General features: G+C 71.4%; 18 protein-coding genes. 4 read left to right on the forward strand and 14 right to left on the reverse strand.

Going from position 1 to position 22529, the window contains the following annotated elements; all coding sequences use genetic code 11:
• Positions 1-1205, forward strand: a 1205-nt coding sequence (locus tag ACIRHA_RS41765) for an isocitrate lyase/phosphoenolpyruvate mutase family protein (protein WP_403856957.1), incomplete at its 5' end; no start/stop codon positions are given.
• 40 nt (positions 1206-1245) lie between these two features.
• Here the strand turns inward: ACIRHA_RS41765 and ACIRHA_RS41770 are convergent.
• Positions 1246-2037: a thioesterase family protein gene (locus ACIRHA_RS41770; protein WP_403856960.1), complete on the reverse strand. Its 792-nt coding sequence runs from the start codon at positions 2035-2037 to the stop codon at positions 1246-1248.
• A gap of 11 nt (positions 2038-2048) precedes the next feature.
• Positions 2049-2720, reverse strand: a complete 672-nt coding sequence (locus tag ACIRHA_RS41775) for a TetR/AcrR family transcriptional regulator (protein ID WP_403856963.1) — start codon at positions 2718-2720, stop codon at positions 2049-2051.
• A 200-nt stretch (positions 2721-2920) separates the two neighbouring features.
• Here ACIRHA_RS41775 and ACIRHA_RS41780 point away from each other — a divergent pair, with 200 nt between their 5' ends.
• Together ACIRHA_RS41780 and ACIRHA_RS41785 are read left to right on the forward strand one after the other, a co-directional pair.
• A complete protein-coding gene (locus ACIRHA_RS41780; protein WP_403856966.1) occupies positions 2921-4093 on the forward strand; it encodes an acyl-CoA dehydrogenase family protein in 1173 nt (390 codons plus the stop codon).
• On the forward strand, positions 4090-5448 hold the full coding sequence (locus ACIRHA_RS41785; protein ID WP_403856969.1) for an MFS transporter: 1359 nt from the start codon (positions 4090-4092) through the stop codon (positions 5446-5448). The genes ACIRHA_RS41780 and ACIRHA_RS41785 overlap by 4 nt, the downstream gene beginning before the upstream one ends.
• 6 nt (positions 5449-5454) lie before the next feature.
• On the opposite strand, the gene ACIRHA_RS41790 is transcribed toward ACIRHA_RS41785, so the two are convergent.
• From ACIRHA_RS41790 to ACIRHA_RS41830, 9 genes are all read right to left on the reverse strand, one after another.
• A complete protein-coding gene (locus ACIRHA_RS41790; protein WP_403856972.1) occupies positions 5455-6438 on the reverse strand; it encodes a twin-arginine translocation signal domain-containing protein in 984 nt (327 codons plus the stop codon).
• A gap of 52 nt (positions 6439-6490) precedes the next feature.
• Positions 6491-7774, reverse strand: a complete 1284-nt coding sequence (locus ACIRHA_RS41795) for a TRAP transporter large permease subunit (protein WP_403856975.1) — start codon at positions 7772-7774, stop codon at positions 6491-6493.
• Positions 7775-7782: 8 nt separating this feature from the next.
• Positions 7783-8355, reverse strand: a complete 573-nt coding sequence (locus ACIRHA_RS41800) for a hypothetical protein (RefSeq protein WP_403856978.1) — start codon at positions 8353-8355, stop codon at positions 7783-7785.
• Positions 8352-10478, reverse strand: a complete 2127-nt coding sequence (locus ACIRHA_RS41805) for a hydantoinase/oxoprolinase family protein (RefSeq protein ID WP_403856981.1) — start codon at positions 10476-10478, stop codon at positions 8352-8354. The genes ACIRHA_RS41800 and ACIRHA_RS41805 overlap by 4 nt, the downstream gene beginning before the upstream one ends.
• A gap of 42 nt (positions 10479-10520) precedes the next feature.
• On the reverse strand, positions 10521-12119 hold the full coding sequence (locus ACIRHA_RS41810) for an FAD-dependent oxidoreductase (protein ID WP_403856984.1): 1599 nt from the start codon (positions 12117-12119) through the stop codon (positions 10521-10523).
• An 83-nt stretch (positions 12120-12202) separates the two neighbouring features.
• Complete coding sequence (locus ACIRHA_RS41815) at positions 12203-13297, reverse strand: LacI family DNA-binding transcriptional regulator (RefSeq protein ID WP_403856987.1); 1095 nt, start codon at positions 13295-13297, stop codon at positions 12203-12205.
• A gap of 209 nt (positions 13298-13506) precedes the next feature.
• Positions 13507-16635, reverse strand: a complete 3129-nt coding sequence (locus tag ACIRHA_RS41820; RefSeq protein ID WP_403856990.1) for a discoidin domain-containing protein — start codon at positions 16633-16635, stop codon at positions 13507-13509.
• 169 nt (positions 16636-16804) lie between these two features.
• Entirely contained in the window at positions 16805-18601 is a 1797-nt protein-coding gene (locus tag ACIRHA_RS41825) for a sugar-binding domain-containing protein (RefSeq protein WP_403856993.1), read from the reverse strand.
• A gap of 48 nt (positions 18602-18649) precedes the next feature.
• Positions 18650-18880 (reverse strand): hypothetical protein, encoded by a 231-nt coding sequence (locus tag ACIRHA_RS41830; protein WP_403856996.1) that lies wholly within the window; start codon positions 18878-18880, stop codon positions 18650-18652.
• 177 nt (positions 18881-19057) lie between these two features.
• Between ACIRHA_RS41830 and ACIRHA_RS41835 the strand changes: the two genes are divergently transcribed.
• On the forward strand, positions 19058-19321 hold the full coding sequence (locus ACIRHA_RS41835; RefSeq protein WP_403856998.1) for a hypothetical protein: 264 nt from the start codon (positions 19058-19060) through the stop codon (positions 19319-19321).
• Here the strand turns inward: ACIRHA_RS41835 and ACIRHA_RS41840 are convergent.
• Genes ACIRHA_RS41840 through ACIRHA_RS41850 form a run of 3 tightly spaced genes read right to left on the reverse strand, consistent with a single transcriptional unit; the run spans position 19279 to position 22414 of the window.
• A complete protein-coding gene (locus tag ACIRHA_RS41840) occupies positions 19279-20115 on the reverse strand; it encodes a carbohydrate ABC transporter permease (protein WP_403857001.1) in 837 nt (278 codons plus the stop codon). The genes ACIRHA_RS41835 and ACIRHA_RS41840 overlap by 43 nt on opposite strands.
• The gene (locus tag ACIRHA_RS41845) at positions 20112-21080 is read right to left on the reverse strand and encodes a carbohydrate ABC transporter permease (protein ID WP_403857004.1); all 969 of its coding nucleotides are present in this window, start codon (positions 21078-21080) and stop codon (positions 20112-20114) included. The genes ACIRHA_RS41840 and ACIRHA_RS41845 overlap by 4 nt, the downstream gene beginning before the upstream one ends.
• Entirely contained in the window at positions 21077-22414 is a 1338-nt protein-coding gene (locus ACIRHA_RS41850) for an ABC transporter substrate-binding protein (RefSeq protein WP_403857007.1), read from the reverse strand. The genes ACIRHA_RS41845 and ACIRHA_RS41850 overlap by 4 nt, the downstream gene beginning before the upstream one ends.
• Between the last annotated feature and the right edge of the window lie 115 nt (positions 22415-22529).

Raw genomic sequence — 22529 nt, forward strand, 5'->3', positions numbered from 1 at the left:
CGCCCGTCGGCACCCGTGCCGCCGACACCGCGCCCGTCGGCACCCGTGCGGCCGACACCGCGCCCGTCGGCACCCGTGCGGCCGACACCGCGCCCGTCGGCACCCGTGCGGCCGACACCGCGCCCGTCGGCACCCGTGCGGCCGACACCGCGCCCACCGGCACCGCGCCCACCGGCACCCGCCCCACCCAGCGGCTCCTCCACGAAGCCCTGCGCAACGACCCGCCCGTACGCGCCCTGCGCCGTATCGCCGCACGCGACACCTGCGTTGCCGGGGTGGACATCGCCGCCGGGGACCTCGTCCTCCTGGACGCCGCGGCCGCCGCCCCCGCCGACGCCGACGCGCCGCTCGCCTTCGGGGCGCCGCCGCGTGTCTGCCCCGGCCGCGACCACGCCATGGCGCTGGCCGCGGGGGCCCTCACCCACCGGCGGCCCGCGGTCAACCCCTTCGCCCGCCTGCACCGCAAGGACGTGCCGCTGCTGCTGCCGAACGCCTGGGACTGCGCCTCGGCCGCGGCCCTGGCCGACGCCGGCTTCGAGGCCGTCGGCACCACCAGCCTCGGGGTGGCCGCGGCGGCCGGGCTGCCGGACGGCGCGGGTGTCACCGCCGATGCCACTCTGGCCCTGGCCCGTCGACTCGGGCGCACCCCATTGCTGTTCACCGTCGACATGGAGGGCGGGTTCAGCGATGATCCGGACGAAGTCGCCGCCTTCGCCCGCCAGTTGAGTGCCGCCGGCGCCGCCGGGATCAACCTGGAGGACGGGCGCGCCGACGGCAGCCTCACCCCTGCCCATCAGCACGCCGCGAAGATCACAGCGGTCAAGGCGGCCGTCCCCGAGCTGTTCGTCAACGCCCGCACCGACACGTACTGGCTGGGCCGGAACCCCGACCACCAGGACGACACCGAGGGGCGCCTCCGCGCGTACCAAGACGCGGGCGCCGACGGGTTGTTCGTACCGGGACTCGTCGAAACCGGCCGGATTCGGGGCCTCGTCTCCCGCTTCGCGCTCCCGCTGAACATCCTCTACTCGCCGACCGGTCCGACCCTCGACGAGCTCGCCGCGCTGGGCGTCCGCCGGGTCAGCCTCGGCTCGTTGCTCTACCGCCGGGCGCTCGGCGAGGCCGTGGCCACCGCGCGGGCCGTCCGTGAAGGACGGCGGCCCACCGGCGACACCCTCTCGTACGGGGACGTGCAGGCCCTCTAGGACAGGCCGTGTAGCGGATCAGCGGATCAGCGGTCAGCCGTCAGCGCTCCGGCGCCGGGTTCGCGAGCGCCGTCGTCGTGCAATAGCCGATCGGGCCCGCCGCGTCGTACAGCGTGCAGTGCCCGACGGCGATGCCGTCCTCGGCCGTGTGCCCCGTGGCTTCCAGGCCGATCTCGTCGCTGAGCGGGAGCCGGCTCAGGGACAGGGTGTAGTCGGCGTTGATGTAGCGCAGGCCGTTGTCGCTCGCGTGGGCGAGGGGGCTCGCGGTGTCGGCGGCCAGCGCGGCGCGGACCAGCGGGGACAAGGCTTCCCCGCCCACCAGCGGCCGGGCGTCGCGCATCCAGGACCGGCGCCGCTGATCGCCGCTCCACTCCCGCACCGGCCGAAGCTCCTCGTCGAACCGCAGGAACTGGGTGCGCCCGTGCGGGGCGAGCAGCTCCTGCGCCGGCGGCGCGTCCCACGGGCCGGTTGCGGGAATGTGTCCCGGTGGTGGTGTGCCGGTGCGCAGCAGTACCGCACTGGCCCGCGCCAGGGGCCGACCGTCTTCGCCGCGCACGACGGCGTCGGCCACGCGGATCCGCCGCCCGTCGCGGACCCGCTCCGTGGTGACACCGACCGGGGCGAAGGGCGCGGTGCGGAACAGGTCGACGGTGAGCCGGGCGAAGTGCAGCCCCTCCTCGGCGTGTTCGCGCTCCAGCGCCCGCGCGGCGAGCCCGCCCAGGAGCCGGCCGTGCACCGTGTCGGGCGCCCACCAGCCGCGCGCGTGCGACTCGGGTACGAACGTGTCCCCGCTCCACGTGAAGTAGGGCGCCTCGTCCTCGGTCTGTGCCACGTGTGTTCCCTTCAGTGCGTCGTACGTCGGTGCGTACGGGGGTCGGTCATCCGCAGCGGATCGATGTGCAGCGGGTCGAGCCGGCGGATGAGCGCGAGCGTGGCGTGGCAGATCGCGTCCGCGTCCCGCTTGCGCGCACACGTGCCGATCTCCCGGCCCGCCTCGCCGATGACGGAGGTGAGGACGCCGACCACCAGCCGGTCCACGGGTTCGCTGCCCGCCTCCAGCAGCACCGCGTTCTGCCGGATCCACTCGCGGCCGCGCGCCCGGCGCATCAGCTCGAAACAGGGCGGGCCGTCGCCGTCCATCCACAGCTCGATGAGGTCCCGCCGGCGCCAACAGCCCTCCAGGAAGCTGCGGGTGCCGACGAGGAACAGCTCCAGCGGATCCGTCTCGCCGGCCGCCCGCGCCGCGGCCACCGCCTCGGCCGCCTCGCGTTCCCGGGAGTTCTCGTAGTCCTCCCACAGCGCGACGAACGGTTCCGTCTTGCCGCCGAAGTGGTGGTAGAGGCTGCCGACGCTCGACCCGGCCCTGCGGACCACCGCGACGATCGCCGTGTCGGTGAACCCCTGCTCGCAGAAAACCTCGCGAGCGGCGTCCAGCAGGGTCCGACGAGTCTGCTCCGTGCGGCTCCACTGCCAGGCGCTGTCCTTGGCCGCGATCCGCTCCGCCTTGCGTGTCACCCGGTCGTCACCCCCTGCGCACCCACTTCCGTACCGAACCGCCGTACCGAACCGAATTTTAGAATCAGCCAATTCTGAGCGCCAGAAGCCCGGTTGAACTCGTTCCGACCTCTTGACCGACCGCCGGGGCGCGGGCAACTTGAACTCATTCCTAGATTCCCGTTCCAGGATTCCCGCATCCGGATTGAGGGGGCACTTCCATGGTCGACTTCTCGCTGTCCACCGAAGAACGTCAGATCAGGGACACCGTGCGCGCGTTCATCACCAAGGAAGTGATGCCGCTGGAGCAGGACGTCCTGCGCAACGAACGGGCCGGTCAGCCGGGTGTCGACTCCGAAGTCGTCGCCGAACTCCGCGCCAAGGCCCGCAGGTCAGGATTCTGGGGTGTCAACACCCCGGAGGAGTACGGCGGGATGAACCTCGGCGCCGTCATGTCCGCCATCATCGCGATGGAGATGGGCCGTACGTTCGTCCCCTTCAGCTTCGGTGGCAGCGCCGACAACATCCTCTACGCCTGCGACGACCGGCAGAAGCAGGAGTACCTGCTGCCCACCATCGAGGGCGAGCGCCGCTCCTGCTTCGCCATCACCGAACCCGGCGCCGGCTCCGACGCCCGCAACATCCGAAGCCGCGCCGTCCGCGACGGCGACGACTGGCTGATCACCGGCGAGAAGACCTTCATCACCGGCGGCAACGAGGCCGACTTCGTGATGGTCTTCGCCGTCACCGACCCGGACAAGGGCGCCGACGGCGGTGTCACCTGTTTCCTCGTGGACCGCGACATGGGCTGGAAGTCCGAACCGATCGAGACCATGGGCCAGTGGGGCCCGGCCTCGCTCGTCTTCGACGAGGTGCGCGTCCCCGGCCGCAATGTCCTCGGCGAGGTCGGCAAGGGTTTCCAGCTCGCCATGCAGTGGATCGGCCAGGGCCGCTACCTCATCCCCGCACGGGCCATCGGCTCCGCCGAGCGCATGCTCCAGATGGGCGTCGACTACGCCCGCCAGCGGCACTCCATGGGCCGGCCCATCGCCGACTACCAGGCGATCCAGTGGCACATCGCCGACTCCCAGGTGGAGATCGAGTCCGCGAAGTGGCTCACCCTGTACGCGGCCTGGCGCGCCCAGCAGGGCCTCGACGCCCGGCACGCCTCCTCCATCGCCAAGCTCAACGGGGCGGTGATGGCGAACCAGGTCGTCGACCGCGTCCTGCAGATCCACGGCGGCATGGGCTACACCAAGGAACTGCCCATCGAACGCTGGTACCGCGAGCTGCGCCTGCTGCGCATCTTCGAGGGCACCGACGAGATCCAGAAGCGCACCATCGCCCGCAACCTCATCAAGGGGCACGTACGACTCGGCGGGATCGGCGAGTGACCGGGCTGCGCCCGCGCATCTGGCTCTTCCGGGTGCGCGAGCTCGACCACTACCCGAACGCCGGACAGCGGATGCGCATCCTGTCGATGGCGGTCCTCGCCGTCCTCATCGCCTCCTACGAGGGCCAGATCGCGCCCGTGGTGCCACTGCTCCTCGACGACCTGGACATCACGCTGACCACCTACGGCGCCGTCTCCGCCACGGCGCTCGTCGCCGGGGCGATCGCGTCGATGGTCGGCGGACGGCTCACCGACACCGTGGGCCGGGTACGCCTCATCGTGCCGCTGCTGATGCTCACGGCCGGCTGCTGCTTCCTGATGACGACCGTCCACTCGGCCGGTCAACTCCTGGCCGTGCGGGCCGTGTTGTCGGTCGTCGACGGCATGGCCATGGCGGGCACCGCGCCGCTGGTGCGGGACTTCTCGCCGCGGATGGGCCGGGCCCAGGCCTTCGGCTTCTGGACCTGGGGCCCGGTCGGTGCGAGCTTCCTGGCCGCAGCGGTCGCCAGCCTCACCCTGCCGCTGTTCGACGACTCGTGGCGCTCGCAGTTCGTCATCATGGGGGCGGTGTCCCTCGTGCTGTCCGTGGTGATCGCCTTCAACATCGCGGACCTCTCGCCCGAACTGCGCGCCCGCATCGTGCAGTCCGAGCGCGAGACCCTCGGCCGGGCGGACCACACCAAACCGGCCCGCGCCCGCGACCTGTTCGCACACCGCGCCATCTGGGCCCACGTGATCGGCATCGCGTCCTGGCTGGTCCTGTACGTGACGCTGGTCGTGTACGGGCAGACGATGCTCGCGGAGAGCTTCGACCTCGATGCCGCGACGGCCTCGCAGATCATGGCGGCGTTCTGGACGCTGAACATCTTCACCCTCGTCCTGTCCGGCCGGATGTCCGACCGGCTGCAACTGCGCAAGCCCTTCTGTGTGGGAGGAACGGTGGGCAGTGTGCTGCTCACCGCGTACCTGGCGGGCCTCGTCGGGCGCGAGGACGTCTCACACCCGCACATCGCCGTCACCGGGGCGCTCCTCGGCGGGGTGATGGGCTGCGCCTACGGGCCGTGGATGGCGAACTTCTCGGAGAACGCCGAGGACGTCGACCCGCGCTTGCAGGGCACCGCCTGGGGTGTGTTCACGTTCCTGACCAAGGCGATGGGCGTGGTGGTGCTCCTCGTCGTGCCGCGTGTGGTCGAAGCCCACGGATGGCGCCCCTGGCTGGTCGTCTGCGGGTGCTGCATGGCGCTGTTCGTCCCGGCGTCGCTGTTCTTCCGCGGCCCGTGGCGCCGCGCGAAGGCGGCACCGGTGGCGTCCCCGCAGGACACCCCGGCCACCGCCCCCGTGACCACCACCGACTGACCTGTGTCAGCCGCGGGCCACCGCGATCGCCCCGGCGAGCCGCTCCCCGGCCTCGTACACCATGTACGGCACGCCGCTCTGCGTGCCGAACGAGGGGGCGGCCGCCCGGCCGTTCTCCGGGGCCGCGGAGCCCGAGTTGTAGAAGACCCCGAGGTGCTTGCGCCGGGAGAAGTCGGCGCCGACCTCCGTGATCATGAGGTCGCCGCCGCTCTCCTTGTCCTTGTTGTAGACGACGTACGCGGAGCCGCCGCGCGTGAGCAAGTGAGGTCCGCCCACATTGACCGCGCCGACGTCCGAGTGCCGCACCAGCGGCGTCTGGTCGAAGGTCCAATTCCGGCCGTCGGCCGACCAACCCCAGCAGATGTCACGGTGGTTGGTCGTGTTGTTCAGCATGAACAGCATCACGTAGTGGGCGCCGAGGCGCGGCAGTTCGTGCGCGAAGACACGGGCGTACGAGGTCTCGGTGGTGCCCGAAGGCATCATCGACGTCGACAGGACCACCTTGTCGTACGTGAAGGTGATGCCGTCCTTGGAACGGGCGAGGCGCGTCGTGGTGTTCTCGCCGTGGAAGTACAGCCAGAACTCGTTGTGTTGCGGCATCCACAGCACGTGCGGCGAGGAGACGTGGCTGACCGAGTAGTGCGGGTCCCAGTCGTTCGACACGATCGGGTTGTGCGGGTACTCGGTGAACGGGCCTTCGAGTGAGTCACCGTAGGCGAGGCAGATGCCGCCGGGCGCGTCGTGCGGGGCGTAGTACAGGTAGTAACGGCCCAGCGGCGAGGCCAGCTTGTCGTAGACGCCGCGCACGGTCGGGAAGATGATCTCGCCCGTCGGGTTGTACTTCAGGTCGGCGGGGGAGAGCAGCGTGCGGACGTAGGTGTAGTCGGGGAAACCGCCCGGCGCGGCCGAGGCCGAAGGGACGGGCAGACCGCCGAGGGCCGCGGCGGCGCCCGTGACGGCGGTGGCGCGCAGGAACGTACGACGTTGCATGGTCAGCTCCTCAAGGTGGGGGAGGTCAGAGATGGCTCGCGAACGTGGGATGTCAGAGGTGGGTGGCGGCCGTGACGCACAGCCCGCCGAGCGCCACCACCCATACGTAGGGCAGGGTCCGGACCATCACCTGCTGCGGTGAGACCCCCGCGTACTGGGCGGCCCACACGGTCTGGGTGCTGGTCGGGTCGGCGACGCCGAAGACCTGGTTGTACGAGGTCGTCATGCCGAGGACGGCGACGGCCGGGTAGACGCCGGTCGCGATGAGGACGCCCGCGATGCCGGCGCCGAGGCCGAACACATTGAGCGGCCCCCGGTACAGGCACAGCGGTACGAGCACGGTGAAGACCAGCACGAACAGCACCGCGTTCTGCGGGCTCACGGCCTTCACCAGCGGTTCGAGCGCGTCGACCGCGCCGGGCAGGTTCACCGCGGCGAGCAGGATGCCGATCGCGATGAACAGGGTGATCGGCGGGGCCGCCACCTCGAAGCCGCCGTACAGGGTGCGCAGCAGCCGGCGGTTCATGTCGCGCGGCCGCGTCGTCGTCACCAGCGCGTACAGCACACCCGCCAACAGAGAGGGAATGATGGCCAGTTCGAAGCCGAGGGCAAGCACCAGCGGAATGATCGGCGTGAGCAGCGCGTACCACGGGGCGTCGCCGAGCGGCTTGCGCGCGCGTGCCCGCGGCTTGTCCTGGACCGACCGCAGCGACCACGTGTGCTCCACGCCGCGCCGCCGCGACTCGATCAGCACGTACGCGAGAGCCGCCACCAGTGCGAACGGGAACAGCTTCACCATGAAGCCGCGCACCGTCGGGATCGGAAGATCCAGCGCCGTGGAGAAGAACTGCCACACCGGCAGTTCGAAGGGGATGCCCACCGCGATACCCATGAGGATCGTCCCGGCGGCCGTCACCTTCGGAATACCCACCGCGATCATCGCCGGGATCCCGATGAGCCCGGCCAGCATCGCCGCGGGCGCGGACCCGGTCACCGTGCCGACGAGCGCCGACACGGCGAGCACGCCGAGCGCCACGAACACCGGCCGGTCACCGCCGAATTCGACGATCTTGCGGACCAGGGTGCCCGCGATCCCCGTCTCCTCCAGGAGCTTGCCGAGCCACGAGCCGAGCAGGATCGCGATCATCGTCGCGGCGAGCGCCGGAGCGCCCTCCTGAAGGACCGTGTCGAGGACACTGTTCTTTCCGGTCAAGGGCGCGCCCGCGAGGAAGGCGATCACCACGGCGAGCAGCACGAGCGCGAACGCGGTGGGGAGTTTGCGGGTGAGCATGGCGGCGACTCCGGCCGCCATGACGAGCAGGATGACGACACCCATGGGTCACCTCAGTGTTGTGTCGGAAGTCTTGAGTCGGACTGCACGGCGGCGGCGAGGGCCTCCGTGAGCAGCAGCGGGCTGCGGCCCAGGCCGCAGGCGACGCGCGCGTAGGCGTGCGCGGCCAGCTCGTCGGCGCCCACGACATGCGCGTACACGCGGCGCCGCCCGATCCGTAGCGCCGTGTGGCCGAGCGCCCGCTTGAACTCGGCCCGTACGCCCGCGTGGTGGAGGTGTTCGTGGGCCCGCTCGTGGGCGAGCGCCGCCGCCCGCACCGAGCCCGCGGGGAACCAGGCGCGCCAGCGCCGCTCGTCGACGAGCCGCTCGGCGCGGTCGATGGTGTCGACGTACAGCTCGATCTGCGCGGGCCTCGACCGGTAGCGGGCCAGGAGCCCGGCGTCGAGGCCGCCCTCGTGCTCGACGATCCGGACGTCGGCGAGCAGGCCCGGGGTCATACGAGCCCCGAACTCCTCTGCGGAGAGAGCCCATTGCCGTAGCGTCAGCGGATCGCGGCCCTCGTGTGTCGGTGTGTTCGACAAGAGCCGCACCGCGAGGTCCAGGTCGTGGTCCCGGTCGCCGCTCATGTGCGGGACTCCACGACCGCCACCACCGGCTCGTCCGCCGCGCGCGCCCGCAACTCGCTGCGCGCCAGGGCAAGCAGCGCCTCGGGTTCGAGCACCCCCGACAGATCGGCGATCCGGCCGCCGACGAGCAGCCGCACCGCGGGCGCCCGCGTCCCGCCGTCCCCGTACGAGGTGGCGTCCCGCACCAGCGCGGAGAGGGCCTCGCCGGCCGCGCCCACCGTCGTCGTCTCCACCCGCGCGTCCGGCGCCCCGAGCCGCACGACACCGTCCGCGTCCACCACCCGCACCGGCCGCCGCGTGGCCCGCAGCCGGCGACGCACCTGGGTGCCGTACACGGTGTACGCGTCGGTTCCCGCCAGTACGTCGATGTGTGCCTGCTCGGTCTTGAGGCTGGTGGCGGCCGCCTTCAGCCGCTCCGTGTCATCGGCGCGGTGCGCCCGGTCCTGGGTGCGCAGTTCGGTGGCGCCGGTGGCGACGGCCCGCACGGTACTGGTCTGCGGGTCGACGGTCACCTCGACCTCGACACCGTCGGCTGCCGCGCCCTGCGCGACGACCGCCCGCTCGGCCTCGGCGCGCACGGCGAGGATCTGCTCCTGCGTGGCGCCGGGCACGATCCGCTCGACCTGCTCACGCACCAGCGCGAGGGCCACGCCGATCGGGCTGATCACCTCGCTGTGCCGTGCGATGCGCCCTTCCATGTCGGTGGTCGCCGCGAGATGCGGGGTGACGGACGCGGCGCCGCCGCCCCCGCCGACGAGGAGGGCGGTGTCGCGGTCGAGCCGGTACTCCTTGACCATCGCGTCCACGACCGTCCGCACCTGCGCGGCCCCCGCGTCGAGCACGGCGGCGGCCGCACCCGCCACGTCGGTGCCGAGCCGGGCGGCCAGCGGGGCCAGCGCGGCTCGCGCCACCTCCTGGTCGCAGCGCGCGAAGTCACCCTCGGGCACCCGCCCCAGCGCGTTCGCCGCACACGTCATCGTGAGCGCGAACCGGCCGCCCGCCGCGTCCAGCACCACATGGTCGTCCGGGTCACCGGCCATCGGCGCCACCGTGGTGATCTCGGCGCCCCGCAGGTCTTCGAGCGTGGCGAAACACGCGTACGGCAGGCCCGCGATGTGCGCGCTGCGCGGCCCGACGCCCGTCACCTCGCCCTGTCCGAGACGCACCATCGAACCGCCGCCGACCCCGACCGTGCGCACATCAAGGGCGTTCAGATACGACGTCTTCCCGAGGATCGTCGCGTGCCGCACCGCGACCTTGCCGCGTCGCACCACGCTGATGTCCGTCGACGTGCCGCCCGTCTCCAGGAACACCCCCTCGCTGATCCGCTCCTGCATCAGCGCGCCCGCGACACCCGCCGCCGGACCCGACAGGACCGTGAGCAGCGGCCTGCGCCGCATCTCCGCGAGGGACATGACACCGCCGTCGCAGCGCATCACCATCAGCGGCGCGCTCACCCCCGCCTTGGTGATCGAGGAGTCGACGAGTTCCGCGGTCGCCAGCATCCGCGGCAGGATCGCCGCGTTCACCACGGCCGTACGGGTCCGCTTGTGCAGCCCGTACAGCGACGTGATCTCGTGCGCGGCCGCCATCGGCAGCCCGGACGACCGCGCCGCGTCGAGCACGGCCTGCTCCCCGTCGGGCCGGTCGACGCCGAACGGCTCGGTGGCGACGAGGACTTCGGCGCCCTCCTCCTGTACGCGGGTCACCGCGGCCCGCACCGCGTCGGCGTTGAACGGGTCCGGGACATGAGCGTACGCGAGCGGCAGCTTCTTGCCGGGCGTGAGGTCCAGCTTGCCGAGCGCGGCGAGCCGCCGGGTGAGCACCGCGCCCGCGCCCGTGCCGATGCCGACGAGCCCGACCGTCGCCACGTCGCCCTCCAGGAGCGCGTTCGTGGCCTGCGTCGTGCCGTGCGCCAGGAACGTGACATCGGCCGGTGTGCGGTCGACCTGGGCCAGCAGCCGGTCGAGGGCCTGAACGATGCCGTGCGCGACACCGTCCTCATGATGATGACTCGTGGGCACTTTCACCTGGCCGACCAGGCCGAGCGTCGCGGCGTCGACGGCCACGGCGTCCGTGAACGTGCCGCCCACGTCGATCCCGACGCGTATCCGTGTGCTCATGTCGTACGCACCTCCTTGTGCGTTCGCGTGCCGAATGGAGAGTCAGTAGCCGCGCACATCGGGCCAGTGGCGCTGCACACCCGCCCGGTCGAGCAGCCGCCCGAATTCGTCGAATCGCTTGTCCTCCGCCTGCACCTGATGCGGGGACACGTCCTCGGCCAGGCAGTGCGCGGCCAGCGCGCCCGCGACCTCGCCGATGTTCCACTCCACCGGGTGCAGCCGGTAACAGCCGTTGGTGATGTGGGTGGTGCCGATGTTCTTGCCGGCCGGCAGCAGATTGCGCACCCGCCGGGGGATCAGCGCGCCCAGCGGGATCTCGAACGGCACCGAACCGACGTCGATGTAGTTGTCACCACCGGTCGAGGGGTGCAGATCGATGCGGTAATTGCCGACACCCACCGAGTCCCGGTAGCGCGTCCTGCCGTACGGGCCGACGACGTCGATGGCGACGTCCTGTTCCACGACCGTCGTCACCGCCTTGATGCGGCGGGACTCGCGCACGTACGGCGCCTTCGCGAGACCGTCCGTCGTGCCGGTCACATCGGGGCGGAGGCGCAGACCGGGGAAGCCGGTGCCGCCGTCCGCGCGCGGTGCCTCGGTCTGCAGCCAGTACTGGACGGACAGCGACAACTGCCGCGCTTCGCGCAGCGCTTCGGCCTCCTGCCCGATGTACGACTTCAACCAGTAGTCGTTCAAAGGCCAGTTGACGAGGGTGATGTCCGAGTCGAAGGCGCCCGGCTGGTGCAGCTTGCGGGCGAGGATCCGGCGGAAGCCCCACAGTTCCTTGTCGCCGGCGTCGGCGCTCTGGTCGGCGCTCACGGCGAGCGGGTCGAGCTCCGGGTTCGGCACGAAGGTGCGGGGAACCGCCTCCAGGCTGCGCGGGTCGGGGGCCTGGAAGCCGAGCAGCGGGCCCGGCCAGAAGTCCGGCCGGTAGGAGCGCCAGAAGTCGTAGTCCTCGGGCCGGTCGATGGTGTGGTCCTCGCCCTCGTGGTGCGAGAGCGCGAAGCACACGGTGATCCCCTGCTGGTTGTCCGGCTGCGCCTCGGTGGGCGCGTGCGGCTCGCCGAACTCCCCTTGTGCCTCGGCCCCGTTGGCGTGCTCGACACCCGCCAGGGCGAGCAGCTCGCCGGTCTCGGTGGCGTCGATGACATACGGAGGGGTGAACCCGCGGACGATGCCGGTGCGCAGATCCCGCACGGAGACCGCGGTGATGACATCGTTGTCCGACTCGGCGGACACTGCCCGGTGCTCCGTCAGAACGGTCAGAAGGCCGCTCGCCCGGTGCGGCGCGAGCATCCCCTCCAGGACGGCGAGCGCGATCCGCGGCTCGTGACACAACTTGCTGACCCGGCCCGCGCCCGGATTGAACTCGGGCAGAGCGAGCGCCTCGCCGCGCAGCGGATACCACTGCCGGTAGTACGCGCGGATGCCCTCCCGCAGCGCCCGGTACGAGGCCGTCGTGCCGAACTGCTCCACCCACGGGTGCTCGTCCGGCGGCACGGCCTGCGCGGTGAGCTGCCCGCCGATCCAGTCGGTCTCCTCGGTGAGCACGACACGGTGCCCCGCGCGGCAGGCGGCAAGCGCCGCGGCGACACCGCCGAGGCCGCCGCCGACGATGAGGATCTCCGGTTCGCGAAACACATGACTCCTTCTGTGCGTGCGTGCTGTGCGTACGTGCCGCATGCGCGGGCTGTGCGTGTGTGGTCTACGTGTGCGCTCTACGTCTACGGTTGAGGGACGGGAGCCGGTCCGGCCGTCAGCCCGGCCCGGAACTCGCAGGCCACCAACGGTTCGTCCGCCTCCTCGCCGGCCACCTGGGCGGACAGCAGGCGTACCGCCGCCGCACCCAACTCGTGCCGGGGCACGTCGAATCCGGTCGGCGCGGGCCCCTCGGCCAGCTCCGGCGGCGGGCTGCCGAGCAGCGCCAGGGAGACATCCCCCGGACACGAGAGCCCGGCCTCCGCCACCGCCCCGCTCAGCGCCCGCCACGCCGCCCCGGTGTCCGTCTCCTCGGCCACGAACGCGGTGACGCCGTCCGCGACCAGCTCCCGGACCCGCTCGGCCGTCACCTCGGCCACCGGGTCCATGCACCGCAGCACGGATTCGGGGCCACCCGCGAGCCCCGCCCCGTCGAGCCCGTCGAGGAAGCCCTGCTGACGGTCCGTGGAGGCGGGCGCGTCGTCGTCCTCGCGCACGAGCACGATGCGGCGGTGCCCCAACTCGACCAGATGCGCCACGACTTCGCGGCTCGCGCTCACGTAGTCGGCACCCACCCACGCGAGCCCTTCCAGCTTCTCCCTGCGGCCGAGGTGCACCACGGGGAAACCGTCGGCGACGAGCCGCTTCAGCTCGGCGCGCGGGACATGCCGGCCGAGGAAGAGACAGCCGTCGGCGAGCCGCACCCGGCTGAGCGCGTCCGGACCGCCACCGCTGGATGCGGTGAAGAGGACCAGGTCGTAGCCGCGTGCGGCGGCCTCCTGCTCCACACCCACCAGGAACGGGTAGTAGGAGTGCTGCACATCCGTCGGGAACGCCGACGTGAAGCTGAAGACGCCGAGCAGGTTGTTGCGGGCGGCCGCGAGGCGGCGGGCGGCCGGGTCGGGAACGTAGCCGAGGCTGCGCGCGGCTTCGAGGACCCGCTGCCGGGTCTCTTCGGAAATCGTCGCGCCCTTGCCGTCCCGGCGGGCGTTCAGGACCAGCGAGACGGTCGCCTGCGAGACACCGGCGAGCCGCGCCACCTCGGCCTGCCGGGGACGCGACTTCCGGCCCGCCGGAGCCGGGGCACGCCCCGGCTTCGTCCGCTTCCTGGGTTGCTCCACGCCTGCCGCTCCTCGGGTGTCCGCAGTTGGTAATGCGTATTAGGTAATGCGCATTAACGCGTACTCTGCGGGCGCCGCCCGTGCGGGGTCAAGGGGGTGTACGCGGATTTCCGATGTTCAACGAGCGTGCCGCGTATGCCGTTTGAGCACGCCGAGGGACCCGGCCGCACATGGGCGGCCGGGTCCCTCAATCGACGGCGATACGCAGGTCAGCGCACGGAGAGCCGCACCAGGCGGGCGTCCGTGGCCCGGTCGCCGGTCACCTTGAAGGCGACGTAGCGGGCCGTCGCCGAGCCGAGCGACAGTGTCCGCTCCGGCCGCTTCCCGTCGAGGCGGCCCGCGAGCCGGTAGTCGATTCCGTCGGTGCTGAGTTCCACCTCGGCGGCGGGCGCGCCGCCGACCGTCCACCGCACCTCCACGGTGCGGAGCGCGAACTCCTCGCCGAGATCCACGACAAGCCGTCCGCCGGGCCCCGGGTGCCACGCGGTGCCGGGGTCGCCGTCCACCGCGGCCGCCGGGTCGGACATGCCCTCGGGCAGTGGGCTGGTCGGGAAGACGGTCCGGCCGAGCGCGCGGTCGTCCAACGGGAACGAGGTGGCGCCGGGGAGATGCAGCGTCGTCTCCCGCGCACGGGACACCGTGGCCACGGTGTGGCGGCCCTGCGCCTCTACACGGACCCGGCACGTGGCTCCGGAGAGCCGGAGAGTGGCGCCGTCGACCACGCGGACCCGCAGACCGGCGGGCAACCGGTCGCCCGGCAGCGGGGACAGTGTGAACCGGGGAGCGAGCAGCACCGCCCCGGCCGCGTCCAGGTCCGCGCGGTAGGTGACACCGTCGTCGGTGACACTCTGGTCGCCTTGGAAGACGGTGCGAAGGTCACCGGACTGCGGGACGCGGACCGTGGTGGTGGCCTGGGTGCCCGACAGGTTGAAAAGGATCAAGTAGCCATCGGTGAGCGCCACTTGGACGGCCTCGGACTCGGCCGTGGCGGAGGGCTTGCGGGCCGACGCGCGCAACGCGCCCGCCGACGAGTCCGCGAATCCCTCGACCACGACGGGCGCCGCGGGGCCGTCGGCCGCCACAATCGTGTCGCCGTACACGGAGAGCGGGTGCTCGCCACCGCGGACGACGAGCCCGGCCCGGCCGTCGACGTCGAGCCAGCCGCCACGGCTGCTCACGTCCGGCTTCGGCCATGTGGCGAGGTCGTCCCAGGTCTCGCCGTCGGCCGAGCCCTGGATACGGTAGGCGCGGCCCGCGGCGGCCTCCCATCGCAGTGTCACCCGGTCAATGGCGTGCTGCGCGCCCAGGTCGACCGCGAGCCAACTGTCCGCGCGCGGACGGTCGGCCTTGGACACGGCCCACCGGGTCGTCAGGTCACCGTCGACGGCGAGTCCCGGCCCCTTGCCCGTTTCGCTCGACGAGGCGGTCGCCGTCCCACCGCGCGCGAGATCCGTCCCGTCGGCGCCGTCCCGCACCTCCAGGGCGTACAGCGAGTACCCGTACGTCGGGTCGGGCCGCACCCCGAGCATCCGGATGTGCCGCACCGCCGTGCGCGGGACATCGACCTTGTCGACGCGAGCCGTCGAGCCCGACCCGTCGTCCTGGGCCCGCACGGAGGCGCTGCCCTCCTCGAAGCGGTACGTGCGGGACCCGTCGAGCCCCGCCATGCCCGGCATCGTCAGGTTGTGGATCTCCAGGTGGCCCTCGCCCGCGCCGGTCCCGCTCGTCGCGTAGACGACCGAGCCCGTCGGCAGCGTCGCGAACCCCGCGTAGCCGCCGTCCAGTTGGAGGACGCTCGCGCTGCCGTCGAAGCCGTCGCGCAGGGACTCGTAGAGCCGCACCGATCGCTGGTCGACCTTGCCCTTGGACGAGGGCAGGAACATGGGGGTCGCGCCGCTCAGCTTGAACAGCCAGTCGTCGTGCGCCGGCTGCCAGGCAAACTTCACAAAGCCCGGCTTGCTGACGGCGCCCGCCCACGCGGCCCGTGTCTGGTGCGAGACGAGGCCGGGCCCGGTGCCGAAGTCCGTGACCCCGGACGCGTGGGCGAACAGCTCCTCCTGCGAGTACGGGCGGACCGGGTCGCGACCCTCCGCAGCCGCCCACACGTGCAGCAGATAGCTGATGGCCAGCTCGGCGCGCGCCTCCGGCTCGTACTTCGGCTCCCCGGAGAACTTCGCCAGGCGGTGCTCCGGCGGATACTTCTGGTACGCCTCCAGCCGCTCCGCGAGGGCCTGTTCGGCGCGCGCCGCCGCCCGGTCTCCCACCACCTGCGCGAAGAACGCGAGCGGGATCACATCCCGGCCGTACAGGTGCTCGCGGTCGTTCACCATCGGCATCAACGGCTCACCGGCGTCGCTCATGACACCAAGGAGCGTGCGCCACAGCGGCTCGGCGTTCGGCTGCTTCGCCAGCACCTCGGGCAGCGGTCGGCCCGCCGCCAGGAAGTGCGCGGCGTTGCGCCCCGATGTGCGCCACAACTCTTCCTGGTAGTGCGGGCCGAAGGAGCCGTGGTTCTCGACGATGAACGTGTCGTACAGGTTCCGGGCGGTGTTGCGCGAGACACGCACCCCGTCGACGAGCGCCGGGTTGGCCAGGTCGGCGGGCGGAAGCCCTGCCTCGTTGCGCGACCAGGTGCCGTAGCCAGATGCCCAGTCGGAGTGGCGCGGATCGTCGGGGGCCCAGGCCAGCGCGGGCGCGAGGGTCTGGGCGTACAGCCCCATCTCCTCCAGCTTGGTGTCACCGACGTGACCGCCCTTGAGGCCGTTCGGCGTCCAGTCGCCCGAGTCGGGGTCGTCGCCCGTTCCCAAGGACGTGGTGTACGCGGCCTGTTCGCGCGTGATGGTGTCGATCCGGCCGCGCGTCGTGTCGTCGAGCTCGCCCCACAGGAGGCGCGCGGCGAGCACGAAGTACGACTGGAAGGTGGTGTCGAAGAACAGCTTGCGGCCCCACTCCGTGCCGCCCGTGAGCCGGTTCGACGCCGCGAAGTGCCGGATGGTGGCGAGCGTGCGCGTCTTGAGGGTGTCCCGGTCGATGCCGGCCCGGTCACCGTCGTACGTGCCCTGCGTCAGCAGGACCGCGTTGCCGAGGACGACCGCGAACCCGAAGTCCTTCGCCGTGTAGTGGCCGAGCGCGGCGTCCCACTGGGTCTCGGACCAGCGGGTGTGATCGAGCAGCACCCGGTGGTAGGTGGCCGCGATGTCGTCCGGGGGAGCGGACGAACGGCCCGCCGCCCGCGCCGGGTTCGCCCCGGTGAGAGCCGGGAGGGCGGCCATGGCGCCCGTCAGGCCGACGACCTGCAGGAACCTGCGGCGATGGAGCTGCGGGAGGTGGTGCGGCATGGGCAGGACCTCTTTCGCGAATCACGAGACAACGTTGTCAGGTGGGGAAGGTGCTCAGTATTCGATCTGCGGCCGTCGGGCGTCAACGGTCGGGCGGGGAGGGCGTGATGGCCTGTGTGTGCCCGCGGACGAGACGTCGTCCGCGGGCAGGTACAAGCCACTACCGAGGTCAGCCGCGCTTCCGCGTGAGGATCGCGCGGAGTTCGGCCACGGGGAGCTTCGGTTCCCGGTCCGCCGTCAGCAGGCCGTTGACCTCCTGCTCGGTGTCGGTGAACTGGGTGTAGCAGAAGCCGGCGAGCCCCGAGTTCACCGCCGCCCCCACCAGTGAGGACAGCCGCTCGGCGAAGTCCTTCTCCGTGGCCACGGTGTCGTAGCCGAACCATTCGGCGCCCTCGGCCGGTTCGAAGGTGGCTCCGCCGAACTCACTGAGGACCACCGGCTGCCCCTCGTGGCGCACACCGTCCAGTGTGAGGCGCCGGACGCCGGGCCACCGCTCGGTGAACTCGCCCTGGCGGAGCGCGCGATGGCCGTAGCGCTCACGCAGCACATCGGCGCGCTGCGTGTAGTCGTGCACGCCCCACATGTCACCGGCCGAGATCTCCCAGCCGTCGTTGGAGACGGCGGGCCGCGAGGGGTCGAGGGCCTTGGTCAGGTGGTACAGCGCGTCCATGAAGTGGCGCTGCTCGGGGACGAGCGCCGGATTGGGCACGGACCAGGACTCGTTGAGAGGGACCCAGGCGACGATCGAGGGGTGACTTACGTCGCGCGAGACCGCCTCGGTCCACTCGGCGACCACCCGCTCGACGGTGGTCGCGGCGAACGCGTACGCCGACGGCATCTCGCCCCACAGTACGAGGCCGAGCCGGTCCGCCCAGTACAGGAAGCGCGGGTCCTCGATCTTCTGGTGGATGCGCAGTCCGTTGAGGCCGATCTCCTTGGCCAGTTCGGCCTCCCGGCGCAGCTCGTCCGCCGACGCCGCGAGGTGCGAGCCCGGCCAGTAGCCCTGCTGGAGCGCGAGCCGCAGGAAGTACGGCTTGTGGTTGAGCAGGAAGAGGCCGTCGTCCCAGCCGATGTCACGCAGGCCGAGGTACGACGAGACCAGGTCGACGGCCGTGCGGTCCGTCGCGTCGGTCACCTCGACGGTCGCGTCCACGAGGTGCGGGCGCTCCGGACTCCACAGCACACCGTCCAGGTCCTGGGCGTTGCGCAGCGCGGGCACCGCGATGTCGAATGTCGTCTCCTGGCCCTCGGCGAGGGTCCGCTGGTCGGCGAGGACACGCTCGCCCAGTGCCAGCCGCACCGACACATGCACGGGCGAGGCGGGCCACCGGCTCAGGCGCACCCGGCAGCGTACGCGGGCGTTCGCGACGTCGGGAGTCCAGTGCAGCGTCGTCACATGCTGCTCGGGCACCTCCTCCAGCCACACCGGCTGCCAGATCCCCGACGTGCGGTGGTACCAGATGATGTGCGGGTCGCGGTGCCAGTCCTGCTTGCCGCGCGGCTGCGTGACATCGAGCGGCTGGTCCTCCGCGCGCACCACGACGACGTGCTCGCCGTCCCCGTCGAGCACGTCGGTGACATCGCAGGAGAAGCCGGTGTGCCCGCCTTCGTGGCGGCCGACCAGGCGGCCGTCGACCCAGACCTCCGCGCGGTGGTCGACCGCGCCGAAGTGCAGCAGCAGGCGGCGGCCCGCGGCGGGCCGGGTGACGTCGATCGTGCGCCGGTACCAGAGCACGGGGTGGAAGCCGGCGTCGCGCACTCCGGACGCCTCGGACTCGGGCGGGTAGGGCACGGTCACGACGCCGGTGAACGGCGCGGTGACCTCGGGGTCCATCCAGCGGTCCGAGCGGCCGCGGTCGGCGTCGTCGTGGGCGAACCGCCACGGACCGCTGAGGTCCTGCCAGTCGGGGTCCCGGACGAGCTGCGGCCGGGGGTGTCCTGCGACGTCGAGGTGGGTGTGAGACAAGGAGAACTCCGGTGGTGTGGTGCGCTGTTCGGGGGAGGAGCCGGGGTGTCAGGGCGCGGGCCGGCCCGTGGGGGAGCGGAGGTCGACGGCCGTGGCGGCGAACGCCAGCGGCCCTGGCAGCAGCGGGACGAGCATCGGCATCGCCCACGTGAGGAGCACGGCAAGCACCACGGCGCCCGCGAGGAGCAGACTGCCGCGCGGGTCGGCGACCGAGCGGACGAGCCCTTCGCGTGCGGACAGCCGATGCGGCCCGTCCAGCGCGGTGGCTCGCAGCCCCACGACTGCGGAGCCCAGGGCGAGGAGCAACAGGGCGGGGCCAGGACCCGCGCTCCCGGCAGGTCCGTGCCGACCAGTCGGCTGTCAAGGAGCAGGAGCACGCCGAGCAGCGGCGGTACCAGCCCGGCCAGCAGCGTCCGCCCGGTCAGCCTGGCGCGCAACTCACCAACGTACATACGCATGTTGAACTGGACGCCGCCCCGCGCCGTGCCCCGCAGCGTCGCCGACGCCGCCGAGAAGGCGGCGGGCGCCGTGACGACGGGCAGGCAGGCGACGCTGGTCAGCAGGCCGACGAGCAGCATGTCCGCGAAGAGTGTGAAGCCGCTGCCGAACACCTCGCCGGGTTCCCGGCGTTGCGGGCCGGCGCGCCGCGGGGCGACAGGTGTGTGGGTCATGGTGGCTCAGCCCTTCAATCCGGAGGTCGCCATGCCCTGCACCAGGTAGCGCTGGAAGACGAAGAAGAACAGCACGATCGGCAGCACGGATATCACCGACATGGCGAACATCGGCCCGTAGGCGGAGGTGCTGCCCTGGTCGACGAAGCTGCGCAGGGCGAGTGTGATGGTGAAGTTCTCCGGTGCGAACAGGTAGATCATCTGCGTGAAGAAGTCGTTCCACGTCCAGATGAACGTGAAGATGGCCGTGGTGATCAGCGCGGGTCGGCTGAGCGGCAGCGTGATCGCCCAGTACGTGCGGAACGGGCCGCAGCCGTCGATCCGCGCCGACTCCTCCAACTCACGCGGAAGACCCCGCATGAACTGCACGATGAGGAACACGAAGAACGCCTCGGTGGCCAGGAACTTCGGCAGGATCAGCGGCCAGAACGTGTCCGTGAGGCCGAGCTGGTTGAAGATGATGTACTGCGGGATCAGCACGACGTGGTGCGGCAGCATCAGCGTCGCCACCATGAAGGCGAACATCACCTTGCTCATCCGGAACCGCAGCCGGGCGAAGGCGTACGCGGCCAGCGAGCAGGACAACACGTTGCCGAGGACGGCGCCGCCCGCGATCATCAGCGTATTGCCGAGCAGCCGGGGCACGGAGACGCCCGAGACGCCGTCCATGGCGGTCGTGTAGTTGGACCACTCCAGGTGGCTGGGCCACAGGTCGAGGCTGGCGATGACCTCGTCGGCCGGCTTGAGCGACGTGGCGAGCAGCCAGGCCAGGGGGTACAGCAGGACCAACAGGCCCACAGCGGCGATGGTGTGCGGCAGCCACCGCTTCGCGGCGATGTTCATCGGCCCCCCTCGTCCGCGTAGAAGACCCAGGACCGGGACGTCCGGAACAGGATCACGGTGACCACACCAATGGCGATCAGCAGCATCCAGGCCATCGCCGAGGCGTAGCCCATGTGCGAGGCGGTGAAGCCGCGCTCGTACAGGTACAGCGTGTAGAACAGCGTGGAGTCGGCGGGCCCGCCGTTGCCGTGGCTGACGGCGAAGGCCGGTGTGAAGACCTGGAAGGAGTTGATGACTTCGAGGACCAGGTTGAAGAAGACGACCGGGGACAGCATCGGCACGGTGACCGAGATGAACTGCCGCCAGCGGCCCGCCCCGTCGAGCGCGGCGGCCTCGTACAGGTCCGGCGAGATCTGCTGGAGCCCCGCCAGGAAGATCACCATCGGTGCGCCGAACTGCCACACCGTCAGCAGGACGATCACGTACACCGCGAGATCGGCGTTGCCGACCCAGCCGCCCGTGTGGATGCCGATCGAGTCCAGGAGATTGGCGACCATGCCGCCGTCGTTGAACAGCGCCCGCCACACCAGGGCGATGGACATGCTCGCCCCGAGCAGCGACGGCGCGTAGAACGCGGAACGGTAGAAGGCCCGCCCCCGGCCGAGGTTCTTCAGCAGCATGGCCACGCCCAGCGCGAGGCCCAGCTTCAGCGGCACGGCCACGACGACGTACAGCATCGTGGTGCCCACCGACCGCCAGTAGCGGGGGTCGTCGGTGAGCATGTCCGTGTAGTTGCGCAGCCCGATCCACTTCGGCGGGTCGAACAGGTTGTAGTCCGTGAACGACAGGTACAGCGACACGGCCATCGGCACGAGCGTCAGGACGACCGCGCCGATCATCCACGGTGACAGGAACACGTAGGCGGGCCACTGCTTCTCGCGCGCCCGACGAATCCGGCCGCCGGCCGCCGGGCCCTCGGGATCCTGGTGTGCGGGAACGGGCGCCTTGGTGGTGAGTACGCTCATGACCTCAGCTCCTTGTCGGCCTGAACGATGAGTTCGCGCGCTGTCTGCCGGGGCGTGCCCTTCTCGTACATCACGCGCTCGTACATGCGGGTGAACAGGGGCTGGATCGCCAGGTCGCCGGGCGGGGGAGCCGTCGGCGGGGCGTCCAGACCGTACTTCTCCATCTCCTGCGCATACCGGTAGATCTCCAGCTCGGGGCCCTTGAGCGTCCTGCCGACGCGGGCGGCGATCGTCCGGTTGGGAGGAGTGGACCGGGAGAAGCCGAGGATGTCGCCCACCCGGTGGTCGTTGAGCAGGAAGTCGACCAACTGGGCGGCCTCCTTGGGATGCGCGGAGTGAGCGCCGACGCCGAGCAGCATGCTGGGCTTGAAGTACGCGCCCTGCCGCCCGTCGGTCGTGGGCACCGGCGCGTAGTGGATGTCCTCGCCCAGCAGATCCACATAGCCGGGGAAGGGCGCGTCCCACGTGAAGTCGGAGGCGGCGAGATGGCGGCCCATGGGCGACATCTCGGTGTTGGTGGCCTGCACGCTGTCCCGGGGCTCGGCGAGGGCGCCCGCCTTGCGCAGCCGGTCGTAGAACGTCCAGAACTCGGTGAGGTCGTCCTCGGTGAAGGCGAGTTCGGTCTGGCTCTTGTAGAGCTTTCCGCCACGGCTGCGCAGCCAGTCCTCGAAGATGTCCTCGTTGCCGCCGCCGTCGTTGGCGCCGCGCAGCGGGCGGCCGTCGGGGGACTTCAGGCCGAGGGCGGTGACCTTCTTGTTGGCCTCCGCCCAGTCCTGCCAGGTCCAGCCGGGGCGGGGCGTGCCGATCCCGGCTTTCCTGAAGATCTTCGAGTCGTAGGCGAACCCGGTGATGCCACGGCCCATCGGCAGGGCGTACTGGCCGCCCCTGTACGTGCCGGTGCGCAGGAAGCTCTGGTCCATGTCGGACGTGTCGATGGTCCCGCGCTTGATGGCATCGTCCAGGGACAGCAGCGCGTCGCCGCCGGCGTACTGGGACACCTGCCGGTAGTCGAGCTGCACCACGTCGGGGACGCCGCCGCCCGCGGCCTGCGTGGCCAACTTCTGCAGGTACGCGCCGAATTCGCCGTTGGACGTGCGGACGGTGACGCCGGGGTGCTCCTTCTCGAAGAGGCGCACCGCCTTCTCGGTGCGCGCGGCACGGTCGTCATTGCCCCACCAGGAGAACCTGAGGGTGACACCGCGCGACGTGCCTCCGCTCGCGGTGGAACAGCCGGACAGCGTGCCGGCCAGCGCGGCACCGACACCGGCGGCCACGGTGGTCAGGACGGCCCGGCGGCCGGGGTGGGCGCGCGGGCCGCTTCGGGGCTCGGGCATGGAGGGACCTCTCGTGAGGCAGGCGTGTGGGGCACCTTGGGTGGCGCGCAGCTGCTGCGGCGGGACCCTGTGGCGACGGATTCCAACGTTGTAACCAGTGGGTGTCATCGAGGTC

This window comes from Streptomyces sp. NPDC102360 (assembly GCF_044766085.1).
In the GTDB taxonomy this organism is placed as follows: Bacteria; Actinomycetota; Actinomycetes; order Streptomycetales; family Streptomycetaceae; genus Streptomyces.

Coding starts and splice junctions, on each gene's coding strand:
- ACIRHA_RS41780 (WP_403856966.1), top strand. CDS start 2,921: ATGGTCGACTTCTCGCTGTCCACCGAAGAACGTCAGATCAGGGACACC.
- ACIRHA_RS41790 (WP_403856972.1), bottom strand. CDS start 6,438: ATGCAACGTCGTACGTTCCTGCGCGCCACCGCCGTCACGGGCGCCGCC.
- ACIRHA_RS41795 (WP_403856975.1), bottom strand. CDS start 7,774: ATGGGTGTCGTCATCCTGCTCGTCATGGCGGCCGGAGTCGCCGCCATG.
- ACIRHA_RS41800 (WP_403856978.1), bottom strand. CDS start 8,355: ATGAGCGGCGACCGGGACCACGACCTGGACCTCGCGGTGCGGCTCTTG.
- ACIRHA_RS41805 (WP_403856981.1), bottom strand. CDS start 10,478: ATGAGCACACGGATACGCGTCGGGATCGACGTGGGCGGCACGTTCACG.
- ACIRHA_RS41820 (WP_403856990.1), bottom strand. CDS start 16,635: ATGCCGCACCACCTCCCGCAGCTCCATCGCCGCAGGTTCCTGCAGGTC.
- ACIRHA_RS41835 (WP_403856998.1), top strand. CDS start 19,058: ATGTTGAACTGGACGCCGCCCCGCGCCGTGCCCCGCAGCGTCGCCGAC.
- ACIRHA_RS41840 (WP_403857001.1), bottom strand. CDS start 20,115: ATGAACATCGCCGCGAAGCGGTGGCTGCCGCACACCATCGCCGCTGTG.
- ACIRHA_RS41845 (WP_403857004.1), bottom strand. CDS start 21,080: ATGAGCGTACTCACCACCAAGGCGCCCGTTCCCGCACACCAGGATCCC.
- ACIRHA_RS41850 (WP_403857007.1), bottom strand. CDS start 22,414: ATGCCCGAGCCCCGAAGCGGCCCGCGCGCCCACCCCGGCCGCCGGGCC.